Source organism: Actinomadura sp. BRA 177 (genome assembly GCF_013372625.1).
Taxonomy (GTDB): domain Bacteria; phylum Actinomycetota; class Actinomycetes; order Streptosporangiales; family Streptosporangiaceae; genus Spirillospora.
This window is the reverse complement of record NZ_JABXFD010000665.1, coordinates 1-15,458: the sequence shown is the minus strand read 5'-3', so window position 1 is coordinate 15,458 and position 15,458 is coordinate 1. Positions and strand designations below refer to the sequence as shown.

13 protein-coding genes and 2 pseudogenes are annotated in these 15,458 nt (G+C 72.4%); 9 read left to right on the top strand and 6 right to left on the bottom strand.

Going from position 1 to position 15,458, the window contains the following annotated elements; genetic code table 11:
- Positions 1-23 precede the first annotated feature (23 nt).
- The 3 genes from HUX53_RS36965 to HUX53_RS36955 all read left to right on the top strand — a co-directional run bounded on the left by HUX53_RS36965 (position 24) and on the right by HUX53_RS36955 (position 2,373).
- Complete coding sequence (locus tag HUX53_RS36965; RefSeq protein ID WP_176407921.1) at positions 24-875, top strand: helix-turn-helix transcriptional regulator; 852 nt, start codon at positions 24-26, stop codon at positions 873-875.
- Positions 876-982: 107 nt separating this feature from the next.
- Positions 983-1,987 (top strand): aldo/keto reductase, encoded by a 1,005-nt coding sequence (locus tag HUX53_RS36960; protein ID WP_176407920.1) that lies wholly within the window; start codon positions 983-985, stop codon positions 1,985-1,987.
- The gene (locus tag HUX53_RS36955; RefSeq protein ID WP_255205992.1) at positions 1,987-2,373 is read left to right on the top strand and encodes a hypothetical protein; all 387 of its coding nucleotides are present in this window, start codon (positions 1,987-1,989) and stop codon (positions 2,371-2,373) included. The genes HUX53_RS36960 and HUX53_RS36955 overlap by 1 nt, the downstream gene beginning before the upstream one ends.
- Before the next feature lie 93 nt (positions 2,374-2,466).
- Here HUX53_RS36955 and HUX53_RS36950 read toward each other — a convergent pair.
- Positions 2,467-3,208, bottom strand: a pseudogene (locus HUX53_RS36950) (class I SAM-dependent methyltransferase).
- Positions 3,205-3,777, bottom strand: a complete 573-nt coding sequence (locus tag HUX53_RS36945) for a peroxiredoxin-like family protein (RefSeq protein ID WP_176407919.1) — start codon at positions 3,775-3,777, stop codon at positions 3,205-3,207. The pseudogene HUX53_RS36950 and the gene HUX53_RS36945 overlap by 4 nt, the downstream one beginning before the upstream one ends.
- 68 nt (positions 3,778-3,845) lie before the next feature.
- On the opposite strand from HUX53_RS36945, the gene HUX53_RS36940 reads away from it, so the two are divergent.
- Entirely contained in the window at positions 3,846-4,466 is a 621-nt protein-coding gene (locus HUX53_RS36940; RefSeq protein WP_176407918.1) for a TetR/AcrR family transcriptional regulator, read from the top strand.
- On the opposite strand, the gene HUX53_RS36935 is transcribed toward HUX53_RS36940, so the two are convergent.
- From HUX53_RS36935 to HUX53_RS36920, 4 genes are read right to left on the bottom strand one after another with little or no spacing between them, the layout of a single operon-like run.
- Entirely contained in the window at positions 4,463-5,524 is a 1,062-nt protein-coding gene (locus HUX53_RS36935; RefSeq protein WP_176407917.1) for a nitronate monooxygenase family protein, read from the bottom strand. The two genes, HUX53_RS36940 and HUX53_RS36935, sit on opposite strands and share 4 nt — an antisense overlap.
- Positions 5,524-6,255: a CoA-transferase subunit beta gene (locus HUX53_RS36930; RefSeq protein ID WP_176407916.1), complete on the bottom strand. Its 732-nt coding sequence runs from the start codon at positions 6,253-6,255 to the stop codon at positions 5,524-5,526. Before HUX53_RS36930 ends, HUX53_RS36935 begins: the two co-directional genes overlap by 1 nt.
- On the bottom strand, positions 6,252-7,115 hold the full coding sequence (locus tag HUX53_RS36925) for a CoA transferase subunit A (RefSeq protein WP_176407915.1): 864 nt from the start codon (positions 7,113-7,115) through the stop codon (positions 6,252-6,254). Before HUX53_RS36925 ends, HUX53_RS36930 begins: the two co-directional genes overlap by 4 nt.
- Positions 7,112-7,858 (bottom strand): enoyl-CoA hydratase family protein, encoded by a 747-nt coding sequence (locus HUX53_RS36920; protein ID WP_176407914.1) that lies wholly within the window; start codon positions 7,856-7,858, stop codon positions 7,112-7,114. Before HUX53_RS36920 ends, HUX53_RS36925 begins: the two co-directional genes overlap by 4 nt.
- A gap of 54 nt (positions 7,859-7,912) precedes the next feature.
- Between HUX53_RS36920 and HUX53_RS36915 the strand changes: the two genes are divergently transcribed.
- From HUX53_RS36915 to HUX53_RS36895, 5 genes and pseudogenes are all read left to right on the top strand, one after another.
- Positions 7,913-8,686 carry an SDR family oxidoreductase gene (locus HUX53_RS36915; RefSeq protein ID WP_176407913.1) on the top strand — a complete coding sequence of 258 codons (774 nt, stop codon included), beginning with the start codon at positions 7,913-7,915 and terminating at the stop codon, positions 8,684-8,686.
- On the top strand, positions 8,683-9,591 hold the full coding sequence (locus HUX53_RS36910; protein ID WP_176407912.1) for an SDR family oxidoreductase: 909 nt from the start codon (positions 8,683-8,685) through the stop codon (positions 9,589-9,591). The genes HUX53_RS36915 and HUX53_RS36910 overlap by 4 nt, the downstream gene beginning before the upstream one ends.
- Positions 9,592-9,772: 181 nt before the next feature.
- A complete protein-coding gene (gene hrpA / locus HUX53_RS36905) occupies positions 9,773-13,705 on the top strand; it encodes an ATP-dependent RNA helicase HrpA (RefSeq protein WP_176407911.1) in 3,933 nt (1,310 codons plus the stop codon).
- A gap of 11 nt (positions 13,706-13,716) precedes the next feature.
- Entirely contained in the window at positions 13,717-14,670 is a 954-nt protein-coding gene (pip, locus tag HUX53_RS36900; RefSeq protein WP_176407910.1) for a prolyl aminopeptidase, read from the top strand.
- 75 nt (positions 14,671-14,745) lie between these two features.
- Positions 14,746-15,458: pseudogene (locus HUX53_RS36895) on the top strand (chromosome segregation ATPase); the annotation flags it as partial.

Sequence of the window (15,458 nt, the reverse complement as noted above, 5' to 3'; positions counted from 1 at the left end):
CAGGCGCCGGTTATCGTAACGGTATGGCCAGCCCCAACCCCGCCCCCGGCCGCCGCGACGAGTTGCGCGACTTCCTGCGGACGCGCCGCGCCCGGCTCACCCCCGCCGACGTCGGCATGCCGGACGGGGGACGGCGCCGGACACCGGGCCTGCGCCGCGAGGAGGTCGCCGTCCTCGCAGGGGTCGGCGTGTCCTGGTACACGTGGCTGGAGCAGGGCCGTGACATCACGGTGTCCGGCGACGTGCTCGACGCGATCGTCCGCGCGCTGCGCCTGGACACCGCCGAGCGCGAGCACCTGTACCTGCTCGCCGGCCTGAACCCGCCGCGCGCCGACGTCCACCCGGCCGTCCCGGTGACGCCCGAACTGCAGCGCGTGCTGGACGCGTGGTCGCCCCGCCCCGCCTACGTCCGCGACCGGCACTGGAACTTCATCGCGATCAACGATGCGGCCCGCGAGGTGTTCGGCTACGGCGACACCGACCACAACTGCCTGGTCACGTTCTTCACCAACGTCCGGTACCGGTCGATGAACACGCATTGGGCCGCGACGGCGCCCGATGTCGTCGCGCGGTTCCGCGCCGACGTCGCCCGCCACCCCGACGACCCGGAGTTCGGTCGGCTCATCGCGGACATGCTGGCCGTCGGCCCGGAGTTCGCCGAGCTGTGGCCCCGCCACGACGTGAGCGCGAACACGCAGGCGGTGAAGGGGATCCGGCATCCGGACGCGGGCGAGCTGATCTTCGAGGGGACGCTGCTGCCGCTGGCCGACCGTCCCGGCTGCAACCTGGTGCTGCACAACCCGCTGCCCGGCACCGGCACGCAGGAGCGGCTCGAACGGCTGATGGCGCGCCGCGGGATGGCCGCCGCGAGCTGAGCCGGCCGCCAGGGTGGTGGTGCCACACCCATGATGAGCGGACTCTGTCGAGGTCCTGACTCGTCCCGCATGATCGTCCTCGTAACGAGAACCATCGAGGAGGACTCTTGAGGACGCGTGAATTCGCTGGGACGCAGGTCGGCGCGGTCGGGCTGGGCTGCATGGGGATGAGCTGGGCCTACACCGCGTCGGAACGGGATGACGAGGCGTCGGTGGCACTGATCCGGGCGGCCCTCGACCTTGGCGTCACGTTCCTGGACACCGCGCAGCCCTACGGCGACGGCCACAACGAGTCGCTCGTCGGCCGCGCGTTGAAGGGACGCCGGGACGAGGCGGTCCTGGCGACCAAGACGGGCTTGGTCGTCGGGGACAAGACGTCCTGGAACCTCGTCCGGAACGGGACGCCCGAACACGTGAAGGCGTCCGCCGAGGACAGCCTGCGCCGCCTCGGCACCGATGTGATCGACCTGTACTACCTGCACCGGGTCGACCCGGACGTGCCGCTGGCCGACAGCTGGGGCGCGATGGCCGAGCTGGTCGCCGCGGGGAAGGTCCGCAGGCTGGGCCTGTCGGAGGTCAGCGTCGCGCAGGCCGCCGAGGCGCACGCGATCCACCCGGTCGCCGCGATCCAGTCGGAACTGTCGCTGTGGACGCGCGACGCGATGGGCGCGCCCGGAGGAGTGGCCGGCATGGCGCCCGGCCACACCGCCGGGGAGGGACCTGGCGACGTGGTCGCCTGGTGCGCCGCCAACGGCGCCGCGTTCGTGCCCTACTCGCCGCTCGGACGCGGGTTCCTCACCGGGGCGGTCACGTCGGCGGACTTCGAGGACACCGACTTCCGCGGCGGCAACCCGCGCTTCCAGGAGGACGCGCTGAAGGCCAACCTGCGCATCGTCGACGTCGTCAAGGCGGTCGCCGAACGGCACGGCGCAACGCCCGCACAGGTCGCCATCGCCTGGACGCTCGCGCAGGGCGAGCACGTCATCCCGATCCCCGGCACCAAGAAGCAGCGTTACCTGCACGACAACGCCGACGCCGCAGACCTGGACCTCACCGAGGGCGACCTGGCCGAGCTGGACGACGTCCCCGCAGCCGTCGGGGGGCGTTACTGATGCGGGCCGTCACGCCCGCCGACCTCGTCGCGCCGCTCGACGGACTGGACCTCGGGCTGGACGTGGCGGCGGCCGTCCCGTCCAACAGCACGACCGCGTTCCTGGTCCTGGACCGAGTGGCGCGCATCGAGCCGGGCGACACCGCCGAGATCGAGACCGCACGTGAATTCGGCTACGACGACGTCGTGCTCCGCGACAAGCTGCCCGGCGAGGTCATGGGCCTCACCAGCGGGCGCGGTTTCGACATCGTCGTGGACACGGTCGGCGGCCCGGTCCGCCGCGCGAGCCTCGACGCACTCGCGGTGTTCATTGCATTGCCCTCCTCCTTCGGGCGTGGCGGCCCTCCTTCGGACCCGATCGCGGGCTCAAGGCCACCGCGTGGCTGAGACAAGGGCCGGCGTAGGCGCAGTAGTGGGTGCAGGAGGCGCGGCCGGGGAGAGAAGGTCGTCGACGCTTCATTGGAGGTCCGGAGGTGATGGTCAGGACGCGGTGACCAGCCAGGCCGTGCTGCGCAGCCGGACGCCGTCCGGAGCCTCGAACGCGCGGGCGGCGCCGGTGAGCGCGGCCCGCGCGTTCTCGTCCGCGGCAGCACCGACCGCGCCCCATGCGAGGAGGAAGCACGCGGCCGCCTCCGCGTCGGGGCCGAGGTCGATGACGGTCTGCACCGGCTCGATGCCCACGTCGGCGAATCCGGCCTTGCCGAGAACGGCGGCGATGCGTTCCGGATCGGCCAGGGAATGCACGTCGCCCGCCGGCACGGGCAGGACGGACGCGATGATCTTCGGCAGGTCGTTGCCGTCCGGCGGGCCGACGGTCGCGAAGGCGAGCCGGCCGCCGTCCCGCAGGGCGCGGCGGACGTTCGTGAACGCGGCCACCGGGTCGCGGAAGAACATCGCCCCGAACCGGCTGATCGCCACGTCGAACTCCCCGGCGGGGAACGGATGCGTCTGCGCGTCGCCGGACTCGAAGATCACGTTGCGCAGGCCCTCCTCGTCCGCGAAGACGCGCCTGTTCGAGCAGCGGCTCCGCCACATCGTTGCCGAGGACGCGCCCCTCCCGGGCGAGCCGGGCCGCGTGCCTGGTCGTGGCGCCGTAGCCGCAGCCGATGTCGAGCACGCTCTCGCCGGGACGGATCCGCGCGGCCGCGAAGAGGGCGGTGTCGAAGCCGCCGCCGATCACGTCGTAGCGGGCGGCGTCCTCGACGCGGTCCAGCGCGCTCATCGCGGCGTCTCGGCCGGGGCCTGGGCCGCCAGGGCGAGGAGGTCGTCGACGCTCCAGTGGTCGCCGGCGTGCTCGCCGTACTTGGCGGCCGCGAGGCGGCCGCCGGGGCCGACCAGGAAGTCGGCGGGGAGGCCGAGGCGGCCGCCGTCCGGGCGGGACTTCGGCGCCTTCGCCCGCCCCCGCGCGAGCCGCCAGGTCTCGACGGTGACGGAGCGCAGGATCGTCCACCACACGCGCGGGTCGAGCAGCGCGCGGCGGGCGGACTCCACGCCGAACTCGGCGTACAGCCGCTTCTCCGGGTCGCCGATCGCCGCGAACGGCAGGTCGGCGACATGCTCGCGCAGCTCGTCGGCGGACGAGTGGAACACGACGACCTCGCGGATTCCGGCGGCCTCGATCTCGGCGTGCCGGACGGTGAACGAGCGCAGGTGCAGATTGCAGATCGGGCAGCCCGCGAACCGGCGGAACTGCAGGTGGACGAGCCGGCCCGGGGCGGGCACGGAGAGTGCCGGGCCGTTGACCGGGGTCAGTTCGCGTGCCGGGACGTCGGAGCCGGGTGCGAGACGCATGGCGTCCTCCCTTAGATGTATAGCGTACGCCTACGATCGTAAGCGTATGCCGTACGCTGTCAAGCGCCATGCCTCGACCACGTTCGCTCAGCACCGGGAAGCTCGCGGGAGCCGCGCTCGCCGTCATCGACCGGGACGGCCTCGCCGGGCTGTCCATGCGCACCGTCGCCAAGGAGCTCGGAATGAGCACCATGGCCCTCTACCGCTACGTGCGCGACCGCGAGGAACTGGAAGGGCTCGTGGTCGACCTGGTCTACGGGGAGGTCGACCCGACGCCGCCGGCGGAGGGGCCGTGGGACGTCCGGATCGAGACCATGGCGCTGAGGCTGCGGGACGCGTTCGGCGCCCACGCCGCGATCATGCCGCTGACGCTCACCCACCGGCACGCCTCGGCCGGCTCGCTGTGCTGGGGGGAGGCGGTCGCCGGCCTCCTCGCCGAGGCGGGCGTCACCGGGCCGCGCGCGGCCATCGCGCTGCGCGCGCTGATCGCCTACATCATCGGGGCCATCCAGCTGGAGCACCTCGGCCCGCTGGCGGGGGAGGGGACCGACGCGATCGCCGCGCTGCCGCCCGAGGAGTTCCCCCATATGGCGGAGACCGCGCGGCACGCCCGCCACATCGGCCCCGACGAGGAGTTCCGCGGGGGACTGGCGGCCGTGCTGCGCGGCCTCGGCGCAGAACGCGCCTAACGCACCAGCAGGGACTGCTGGGCGGTGATCGCGTCGGCGGCCTGCTGCACGATGGCGTCGATCAGCTCACCGCACGTGGGCAGGTCGTCGATGACGCCGACGACCTGGCCGGACGCCATCACGCCCAGGTCGGGACGGCCGTCCACCATGGCGGCCTTCAGCAGCATCGGCGTGTTCGCGGCCATCAGCACCTGCGACCACGACAGGTCCTTGCCGTGCTTCATCGCCTTACCGTCGGCGACCATCGCGCGCCACGACATCCCGGACAGCTTCTTGAACCGGGCGCCGTTGCGCACCGCCCGCACCAGTCCGCCGACCCGTCCGGACTTCTCCAGCGTGTCGACCAGCTCGCTGCGCAGCACGCGGTGCGGCATGCCGTCCACCTGCCGCGTCACGACGGTCTCGCCGGTCTTCAGGTAGACCTGCTTGACCGCGTCCGGCACCGAGCTGTCGGACGTCAGCAGGAACCGGGTGCCCATCGCGACGCCCGCCGCCCCGTAGGACAGTGCCGCGGCGAGGCCGCGGCCGTCGAAGAAGCCGCCGGCCGCGATGACAGGGATGTCGACCGCGTCCACGACCTGCGGCAGCAGCAGCGTGGTGGCGACGGCGCCGGTGTGGCCGCCGCCCTCGCCGCCCTGCACGAGCACGGCGTCCGCGCCCCAGCCGGCGACCTTCTCCGCGTGCCGCCGCGCGCCGACCGACGGAATCACCACGAGCCCGGCGTCCTTCAGCTTCGCGATCAGCTCCTTCTTCGGCGCCAGCGCGAACGAGGCGACCTTCACGCCCTCCTTGATCAGGAGGTCGATGCGGTCGCCCGCGTCCCCGGCGTCCGCGCGCAGGTTGACGCCGAACGGCGCGTCCGTGCGGTCCTTGACCTCGCGGATCGCCTCGGCGAGCTGGTCGAGCGTCATCGTCGCCGATGCCAGGATCCCGAGGCCGCCCGCGTTCGCCACGGCCGTGACGAGCTTGGGACCGGCCACCCATCCCATACCGGTCTGGACGACGGGATGCCGCACGCCCGTCAGCCGGGTCAGCGGAGTGTCGAGCAGCTGCTCCATCAGGCCGGGACCTCTCGCTCGCGCAGCCCCTTCGGGTCGAGGACCTCGCGCATGATCCGCAGCTCCTCGCCGTCCGGCAGCCGCGTCTCGGGCACCTCGTCCGGGACGGCCAGCTCGAACCCGGTGGCGGCCACCACGTCCTCGACGCTCACACCGGGGTGGACGGAGCGCAGTCGCATCCGCCGGTCCGGGGTGTCGAAGTCGAGGACCGCGAGGTTGGTCACGACGGCGCGGATCTCGTGCGCGCCCCGGTCCCAGCCGACGCCGCTCACCATGTCGACCTTCTCGGTGAACACCCGCGTCGAGTGCTTCGGCACCCAGTAGCTCGTCGTGTTCAGCAGCGTGTTGCCGGGCCCGCCGCGCACCCCGAGGAGCTGCCGGGTCGGCCGCTCCCAGTCGCCGATGCACGAGATGTTGGTGTTGCCGTGCGCGTCGATCTGGCTCGGCCCCATCACCACGTGCCGCCGTCCGTTCAGGACGAGCCACAGGTGGTCGCGGAACGGCAGCCAGCCCTCGACGGTCTCCGCCGACCGGCCGAGCGGCACGGGCTCGGCGCTCAGCGACGGCCCGCCGTCCGTGGTCAGCAGGTCGGGCGCGAACGTGGCCCGCGCCAGCCGCGACCCCAGCATCGGCACGAAACCCGCCACCGCCGCCGCGACGATCTCGCCGTCGCCCCGGAACAGGTCGGCGCACGCCGCCGCGCACACCTCAGCGCGCGTCACGTCACTCATCGGTTCTCCTCCCGCCAGACCCGGACGGCGTCCTGGTAGGCGGCCTCGTCGCCGGACAGGAACCGCTCGGTGAACTCCGCCCACTTCTCCGGGTCGGCCGCCGACTGCGCGTAGAGCTTCTGGAACTTCTCGTCCCGCCCGAAGTCGGGCACGCAGTCGGTGAAGTGCGCCCCGTTCGGCGTCTCGACCACGCCGGCCACGTGCGACCGGCTGATCAGCATCGACTGCACCGGCCCCTCCTTGGCGAAGTCGGCCGTGTCGACCAGCCGCTCGCAGGAAACGTAGGTGCGGTCGGCGGCCTTGGCGAACAGGTCGTCCATGTACGGGTCGGGGCCGAGGTACTGGGCGTTGCCGCGCGCGTCGGCGCGGTTCATGTGCACCAGCGCGACGTCCATCTTCAGGGCCGGGACGGCGACGAGCTCGGTCGCGTCCTCGTACGGCGACCGGATCGTCTTCAGCTCCGGGTTGACCTTCAGGACGTCCGAGCCGAGCCCGACCGGGGTGGGCAGGAACGGCAGGCGGTGCGCCGCCGCGTACAGCCCGAACAGGAACATGCCCTCGTCGTACTCGGTCAGCTCGATGGCCCCGGTCTGCCGCGCCTGCCGGAAGTGCGGCTCAAGCGGGATCGAGTCCATCGTCACGAACGCGGTGATGAGGCGCCGGACCTTGCCGGCCGCGCACAGCAGCCCCACGTCCGGCCCCCCGTACGCCACCACCGTCAGGTCGGTGACGGGGGAGCGCAGGATCGCCCGGACGAGCGCCATCGGCTTGCGCCGCGAGCCCCAGCCGCCGATCCCGACCGTCATGCCGCTCTCCAGCGACGCGGCGACCTCGTCGGCCGACATCACCTTGGAACTCATTTCGCCCCCTTGGCCACGAACGCGTCACGGTGCTCGTCGCCGGCGCCGACGAGGTTGAGCTCGAACGTGAAGCCCTGCTCGAATCGGTAGCTGCGCTTGACGTCGACCGGGTCGATGCCGTTCAGCGACTCCTTGGCCCGCCGGATGACGTACCGGTCCTTGGCGGCGATGTTCGCGGCGACCTCCATGGCCTTGGCGCGCAGCTCGTCCGCCGGGACGACCTCCAGCACCGAGCCGTGGTGGTGCAGCTCCTCGGCCGTGACGTTGCGGCACGTGTAGACCATCGCGCGCATCAGGTGCTGCGGGACGAGCCGGGCCAGGTGCGTCGCGGCGCCGAGCGCGCCCCGGTCGACCTCCGGCAGCCCGAAGTAGGCGTCCTGCGAGGCGATGACGATGTCGGCGTTGCCGGCCAGGCCGATGCCGCCGCCCAGGCAGAAGCCGTTGACCGCGGCGACGACCGGGACCTCGCAGTCGTAGACGGCCGCGAACGCCGCGTAGCAGCCGCGGTTCGCGCCGACCAGCGCGGTGTGGCCCTCGGTGTTCTGCATCTCCTTGATGTCGACGCCCGCGTTGAAGCCCCGGCCCTCGGCCCGGAGCACGACGGCGCCGACCTCCGGGTCGCGGCCGGCCGCGGTGACCGCGTCGGCCAGCTCGTACCAGCCCGCGACGGTCAGGGCGTTGACCGGCGGCGCGTCCACGACGATCTCGGCGACCCCGTCCAGGGTCGTGGTGGAGACTCCCATGCGCTACCTTTCCACCAAACATTTGTTAGAACAGAAGGTAGCAGAGGAGGCGGAATGTCACTGACGCTCGACCTGGGCGGCCGGACCGCCGTGGTCACGGGCGGCGTGCGCGGGGTCGGCGCCGGGATCAGCCGCGCCCTCCTGGAGGCGGGCGCCGACGTCGTCGCGGTCGCCCGGCGCGAGCCCGAGTCGCTGCCCGAGGCGGGCGGCCGGACGGCGCGCTTCGTCTCGCTGGACGTGCGCGACCCGGACGCCGTGCAGGCGTTCGCGGACGGCCTGGACCGCGCCGACGTGCTGGTCAACAACGCGGGCGGCGCCCCGTTCCTGCCGGTCGCCGACGGGAACCTGCGCACCCACGTGAAGATCATCGAGCTGAACCTGACGTCCGCGCTGATCATGGCGCGGGCGCTGCAGCCGAAGATCATGGCGCAGGGCGGCGGGTCGGTCATCAACATCGGCAGCGTGAGCGGGGTGCGGCCGTCGCCCGGCACCGCCGCCTACGGCGCCGCCAAGGCCGGCCTGCACAGCCTCACCACGTCGCTGGCCGTCGAGTGGGCGCCGCACATCCGGGTCAACACGCTGATCCTCGGGATGGTCCGCACCGAACTGTCCCACCTGCACTACGGCGACGAGGACGGCATCGCGGCGGTCGCGGACACCGTCCCGATGGGCCGCCTCGCCGACCCCTACGACATCGGCGCCGCCTGCGCGTTCCTGGCGTCCGACCTGGCGTCCTACGTCACCGGCGCGTCGATGCAGGTCCACGGCGGGGGAGAGCGCCCCGCCTTCCTGGACGCCGCCACCGTGAACAAGGAGGAATCGCGATGATCTGCAAGGACCGGGTGGTCGCCGTCACCGGCGCCGGACGCGGGCTCGGCCGCGCGCACGCGCTGGAGTTCGCCCGGCAGGGCGCCCTCGTCGTCGTGAACGACCTCGGCGTCGCGCGGGACGGCACCGGCGACGCGTCCGGGGGGCCCGCGCACGACGTCGTCCGGGAGATCGAGGCGCTCGGCGGCAAGGCCGTCGCGAACACCGACGACATCGCCACCGACGAGGGCGCCGCCGCGCTGATCGCCACCGCGACCGACACGTTCGGGCGGCTGGACACCCTCGTCAACAACGCCGGGTTCCTCCGCGACCGCATGCTGATCAACCTGGGCGAGGACGAGTGGGACGCCGTCATGCGCGTCCACCTCAAGGGCCACTTCCTGCCGCTCAAGCACGCCGGCCGGTACTGGCGCGCGGAGAGCAAGGCGGGCCGCGACGTCGACGCCCGCGTGATCAACACCTCGTCCGGCGCCGGGCTGCTCGGCAGCGTCGGCCAGGGCAACTACTCCGCCGCCAAGGCCGGGATCGTCGGGCTGACCCTGGTCGCGTCCGCCGAGATGGGCCGCTACGGCGTGGCCGTCAACGCGATCGCGCCCGCCGCCCGCACCCGGATGACCGAGGAGGTCTTCGCGCAGACGATGGCCGCCCCCGCCGAGGGCGAGTTCGACGCCATGGCCCCCGAGAACGTCTCGCCCCTCGTCGTCTGGCTCGGCTCCGCCGGGTCCCGCGGCGTGACGGGCCGGGTCTTCGAGGCCGAGGGCGGCAAGATCTGCGTGATGGACGCCTTCCGGCACGGCCCCGCGGCCGACAAGGGCGCCAAGTGGGACCCGGCCGAGGTCGGCGACGTCGTCAAGGACCTCCTCGCCAAGGCCCCCGCCCCCGAGCCCGTCTACGGCGCGGGCTGACCGGCGCCGCCGTTTCCGGGGCCGCCGCGCTCGTGCGGCCCCGGAATTCCGTCCGGCGGAGCGGCGTTGGAACCGTCACCCCCGAAATTGGATCGCCCCGCGCGGGGAGTTCGGGCTACGGTGCGAAGGTTTGCGGGGTGAGCGGGGCCGCGTGCCCGGAACCCTATCCTTGGTGACGGATATGAGGACGAGTGTGAAATCGCCGCTCGCCGGCCTGCGCGCGCGACTGCCGCAGCTGATGCTGCGCGACCAGCACCGGCTGCGCCGCCGGATCGACGGCGTGCAGAAGATGCGGGACGCCGCGCGCCGCGCGAAGGTCGCCGAGGAGATCACCGCCGACGTCGAGGCCGCCGAGCGGCGGGTCGAGCGGCGGCGCCGCGCCGTGCCCGCGATCAGGTATCCGGCCGAGCTGCCGGTAGCGCAGAAGAAGGACGACATCCTCGCCGCGGTCCGCGACCACCAGGTCGTGATCGTCGCCGGCGAGACGGGGTCCGGCAAGACCACCCAGATCCCCAAGATCTGCCTGGAGCTGGGACGCGGAGTCCTCGGCTCGATCGGGCACACCCAGCCGCGGCGGCTCGCCGCGCGGACGGTCGCCGACCGCATCGCCGAGGAGCTGGGCACCGAGCTGGGCGACGCCGTCGGCTACAAGGTGCGGTTCACCGACCGGTCCAGTGACGACACGCTCGTCAAGCTGATGACGGACGGCATCCTGCTCGCCGAGATCCAGACCGACCGGCTGCTCCGCCAGTACGACACGCTGATCATCGACGAGGCGCACGAGCGCAGCCTGAACATCGACTTCCTGCTCGGGTACGTCAAGGAGATCCTGCCCCGGCGTCCCGACCTGAAAGTCATCATCACGTCGGCGACGATCGACCCCGAGCGGTTCTCCGAGCATTTCGATGATGCGCCGATCGTGGAGGTATCGGGGCGCACCTATCCGGTGGAGGTCCGGTACCGGCCGGTCACCGACCCGGAGGACCCGTCCGCCGACCCCGACCGCGACCAGATCCAGGCGATCATCGACGCGGTGGACGAGCTTGGACGCGAGGGGCCCGGCGATGTGCTGGTCTTCCTCAGCGGTGAGCGGGAGATCCGCGACACCGCCGACGCGCTGACCAAGCACTTCACCCGGCATAAAACGACCACCGACGTCCTGCCGCTGTACGCGCGGCTGTCGGCCGCCGAGCAGCACCGGGTGTTCCAGGCGCATCGCGGACGGCGCGTGGTGCTCGCGACGAACGTCGCCGAGACATCCTTGACCGTCCCCGGCATCAAGTACGTCGTCGACCCCGGAACCGCCCGCATCTCCCGCTACAGCCACCGGCTGAAGGTGCAGCGGCTCCCGATCGAGCCGGTCTCGCAGGCGTCGGCGAACCAGCGCAAGGGACGCTGCGGGCGCGTGTCCGAGGGCGTCTGCATCCGGCTGTACTCCGAGGAGGACTTCGAGTCCCGCCCCGAGTTCACCGACCCGGAGATCCTGCGCACCAACCTCGCGTCCGTCATCCTGCAGATGACCTCGCTCGGCCTCGGCGACATCGCCGCGTTCCCGTTCGTGGAGCCGCCGGACCGCCGCAACGTCAAGGCCGGCGTCGACCTGCTGCACGAGCTGGGCGCCATCGACCCGGCCGAGAAGGACCCGCGCAAGCGCCTCACCCCGCTCGGCCGCAGCCTCGCCCAGCTCCCCGTCGACCCGCGCCTCGCCCGCATGGTGCTGGAGGCCGACAAGAACGGCTGCGTGCGCGAGGTCCTGATCATCGCGTCGGCGCTGTCCATCCAGGACCCGCGCGAGCGTCCCGCCGAGCACCAGCAGGCCGCCGACGAGAGGCACCGCCGGTTCGCCGACCCCACGTCCGACTTCCTGGCGTACCTGAACCTGTGGAACTACCTGCGCGAGCAGCAGCGGGAGCTGTCGGGGAGCGCGTTCCGCCGGATGTGCAAGAACGAGTTCCTGCACTTCCTGCGCGTCCGCGAATGGCAGGACCTGCACGGCCAGCTCAAGCAGGTCGCCAAGTCGCTCGGCGTCACGCTCAACACCGCCGACGCGCCGCCCGACCGCGTCCACACCTCGCTGCTCGCCGGGCTCCTCTCGCACATCGGGCTCATCGACGCCGAGAAGAAGGAGAAGCAGCGCCGGGGCCAGGAGTACCTCGGCGCGCGCGGCGCGAAGTTCGCCGTGTTCCCGGGGTCGTCGCTGTTCAAGAAGCCGCCGCGCTGGGTCATGTCGGCGGAACTGGTCGAGACGTCCCGGCTGTGGGGGCGGATCAACGCCAAGATCGAGCCCGACTGGATCGAGCCGCTCGCCCAGCACCTGGTGAAGCGCAACTACAGCGAGCCGCACTGGTCGAAGAAGCAGGCCGCCGTCATGGCGCGCGAGAAGGTCACCCTCTACGGGGTCCCGATCGTCGCCGACCGCCGCGTCAACTACGGCCGCATCGACCCCGAGCTGTCGCGCGAGCTGTTCATCCGGCACGCGCTCGTCGAAGGCGACTGGGAGACCCACCACCGGTTCTTCCACGACAACCGCGCCCTGCTGGACGAGGTGGAGGAGCTGGAGCACCGCGCCCGGCGCCGCGACATCCTCGTCGACGACGAGACCCTCTTCGACTTCTACGACGAGCGCATCCCCGAGGACGTCGTCTCCGGTCGGCACTTCGACTCCTGGTGGAAGAAGGCCCGCCACACCGACCCCGACCTGCTCGGGTTCGAGAATTCGATGCTCATCAACGAGACGGCGGGCGGGGTCAGCGAGGCCGACTACCCGGACGCGTGGAAGCAGGGCCCGCTGCGCCTGCGCCTCACCTACCAGTTCGAGCCCGGCGCCGACGCCGACGGCGTGACCGTGCACGTCCCCGTCCAGGTCCTCAACCAGGTCCGGCCGGACGGCTTCGAGTGGCAGGTCCCGGGACTGCGCACCGAGCTGGTCACCGAGCTGATCCGGTCGCTGCCGAAGCAGCTGCGCGTCAACTTCGTCCCGGCGCCCGACTACGCCCGCAAGGTCCTGGACCGCGTCGCGCCGCGCACCGAGCCCCTCCTGGACGCACTGGAGCGCGAACTGACCGCGATGACGAGCGTGCCCGTCGCGCGTGAGGCGTGGGACCCGTCCCGGCTGCCCGCTCACCTGCGCATCACGTTCCGCGTCGTGGACGACCGCAAACGCACCCTGGGTGAGGGCACCGACCTCGACGAGCTGAAACGCCGCCTCGCCGGCAAGGTGCGCGGGACGCTGTCGAAGGCCGCGTCCACCATCGAACGCACCGGCCTCACCGAGTGGACGATCGGGGAGCTGCCCCGCACCTACGAGCAGAAGCAGAACGGCTACGACGTCAAGGCGTATCCGGCGCTCACCGACGAGGGCGAGAGCGTCGCCGTCCGCATGTACGAGACGGAGGCCGAGCAGCGCCGCGCCATGTGGCTCGGCACGCGGCGGCTGATCCTGCTGAACGCGCCGTCCCCGGTGAAGCTCATCCAGGGCCGCCTGACCAACAAGGGCAAGCTCGCACTCAGCCACAATCCGCACGGTTCCGTCGCGGCGCTGTTCGATGACTGCGTCACCGCCGCCGCCGACCGGCTCATTGCCGAGGCGGGCGGCCCCGCGTGGGACGAGGAGAGCTTCCGCGCCCTGTACGACCGCGTCCGCGCCGACCTGCACGACGCGACCGCGCAGTTCGTCGCCCTGGTCGAGCGGATCCTCGCCGAGGCCCACGAGACCGACCGGCGGGTGCGCGGCACCGCGAGCCTCACGCTCGTCCCGGCGCTGACCGACATCCGCGGCCACCTAGGGAAGCTGATCCATCCGGGGTTCGTCACCGCGACGGGCTGGGCGCGGCTGCCCGACCTGCCCCGCTACCTGCGCGCCCTGCAGGTCAGGCTCGACAAGCTCCCGGAGAACCCGGGACGCGACCGGATGCTCGCACACCAGGTCGACGTCCTCGCGCAGGAGTACGAGCAGGCGCTGCGCCGGCTGCACCCGTCCCGCCGCGAGGAGGAGCCGGCCCGGCAGATCCGCTGGATGCTGGAGGAGCTGCGGGTCAGCCTCTTCGCCCAGCAGCTCGGCACGCGCTTCCCCGTCTCCGACAAGCGCATCCGCAAGGCCATGGCCCAGCTCTGACGGGAGAACACGTGAGGGAGTACTACCCGCCGATCGAACCGTACGACTCCGGCCTGCTCGACGTGGGCGACGGGAACCGGATCCACTGGGAGACCTGCGGGAACCCCGACGGCAAGCCCGCGGTGTTCCTGCACGGCGGCCCCGGCGGCGGAGTGCTCCCCGACAACCGGCGGTTCTTCGACCCGGCCATGTACCGGATCGTGCTGTTCGACCAGCGGGGCTGCGGGCAGAGCCTCCCGCACGCCGGTGACCCGTCGGTGTCACTGGAGCACAACGTCACCCCCCGCCTGGTGGACGACATCGAGAAGCTGCGCGAGCACCTCGGCATCGACCGGTGGCTGGTGTTCGGCGGGAGCTGGGGCAGCACGCTCGCGCTCGCCTACGCGCAGGTGCACGCGGACCGCGTCACCGAGATCGTGCTGCGCGGCATCTACCTCGTCCGCCCGCCCGACGAGGCGTGGGCGTTCACGGCGACCGGGGCGGCGCACCTCTTCCCGGCCGAGTGGGCCGCGTTCCGGGACGCGATCCCGCCCGCCGAGCAGGACGACCTGATGGCCGCCTACGGGCGCCGCATCGAAGACCCGGACCCGGCCGTCCACGTCCCGGCCGCCCGCGCCTGGATCGCCTGGGAGCTGTCGGCCAACACGCTCCGGCCCGTCCCGCCGCCCGACCTGGACGACGCGACCATCCTGGTGTTCGCCCGCATCACGCACCACTACATCTCGAACGGCGGTTTCCTCCCGAAGGCGGGGCTCCTCGCGGGCGTCGACCGCATCCGGCACCTGCCCGCCGTGATCGTCAACGGCCGCTACGACATCAAGACGCCGCCCGATCAAGCGTGGGACCTCCACCGGGCGTGGCCCGAGGCGGAGTTCCACATCGTCGAGGACGCCGGGCACGGCGGCTCCGAGCCCGGCACCCGGGACCGGCTCATCGAGGCCGTCGACCGCTTCGCCACGCACTGAACCACGAAGTGGGCACCCCCACATCTGCCTCCCAAGTCACTGCAGCAACTCCGATCAGTGCGTATGGTTCATTCCATGCCTAACAGCGAAGAGCGCGACAATAGCGGCCCCGAGGGGACGGCCGCGGCTCCCCAGGGCGGCGCGGTCTCCGGAGGCGCGGGGGAGATCACCGAGACGGCGGTCGCCCGCGTGGGGGAACCGGTCACGGTCTGGCCCTGCGCGAACTGCGGACGCCCCGTCCCGCAGCCCGTGGGAGCGGTCCGCGCCGTCCGCTACTGCCAGGACAACGACGGCGTCTGCGCCCGCGAGGCCCGCGAGCGCCGCGACCGCGGCCGGGACGCGCCGGGCCTCACCGGCCAGGTCGCGTCCGCCTGGGAGATGGTCGAGCGGCTGGAGAAGACCGCCGACCTGCTCGCCGAATCGCTGACCTCCGAGCTGAGCGTCGCCGGCGTCGAGCGCCGCGTCGCCGAGGTGCGGGCCGAGGCCGCCCGCGAGATGGCCATCGCGCAGAGCGAGCGCGACGCGTCCCAGCGCCGCGCCGAGGAGGCGTGGCAGGAGTCGGCCACCGCGCGCAAGCGCGCGGAGGGCGCCGAGCAGGACGCCGCGCGCGCCAAGGACGAGGCCAAGGTCGCCACCGCCAAGCGCGACGCCGCGCAGCAGGCGTGGGAGGAGGCCCACCAGATCGCGCAGCAGTCGATGACGGCGAAGCTCGCCGCCGAGAGCGAGCGCGACCGCGTCGCCGCCCGCGAGACCGAGCTGCTCGCCGCGCTGGAGGCGGCGCGGCGAGC